Origin of the sequence: Gilliamella sp. HK2, assembly GCF_001690265.1 — a bacterium.
Classification (GTDB): Bacteria; Pseudomonadota; Gammaproteobacteria; order Enterobacterales; family Orbaceae; genus Gilliamella; species Gilliamella apicola_C.
This window is the reverse complement of sequence record NZ_LZGV01000046.1, coordinates 1-576: the sequence shown is the minus strand read 5'-3', so window position 1 is coordinate 576 and position 576 is coordinate 1. Positions and strand designations below refer to the sequence as shown.

At 41.1% G+C, this 576-nt stretch carries 1 protein-coding gene; it reads left to right on the top strand.

The window, feature by feature from the left end:
- Positions 1 to 135: 135 nt before the first annotated feature.
- The coding region (locus A9G45_RS04255; RefSeq protein ID WP_141673597.1) for an IS3 family transposase at positions 136 to 576 on the top strand (441 nt) is incomplete at its 3' end.

Here is a 576-nt window from a genome sequence, read left to right as displayed (position 1 = left end):
AAAATATGGCGGTATGGAAACTTCAGACATCAAACGTCTAAAAGAACTCGAAGCGGAAAACCGCAAGCTTAAGCAGATGTTTGCCGAACTGAGCTTAAAATCCCAGCTTCAGGAAGAAATCATAAAAAAGCTTTAGTGCCCACAAAGGTACGTAAAACGTGGGCGCAGCAACTACAAAAAAATCATTCAGTCACTATTACGATGAATTGTGCCATTGTTGGCTTAAGCCGTTGTGCTTACTATTACCAACCTAAGTTTCAGGATGATTCGGTGATTGTTTCGGTGTTGAATGCTATCACAGACCGGCATTTACGCTGGGGCTTTCCTAAATGTTTTCATCGTATCAGAAAGCTCGGCTATCAATGGAATCATAAACGGATATATCGGGTGTATTGTGAATTAAAGCTTAATCTCAGGGTAAAGCGTAAAAAACGCATTCCTCCACGATGCCCGGAAAGGTTATTAGTCCCCAATAAACAAGGTGAATGTTGGTCAATGGATTTTATGAGTGACAGTAGTCGTAATCAACGTCGCTTTAGGACATTCAATGTCATCGATGACTTTAATCGTGAGGCG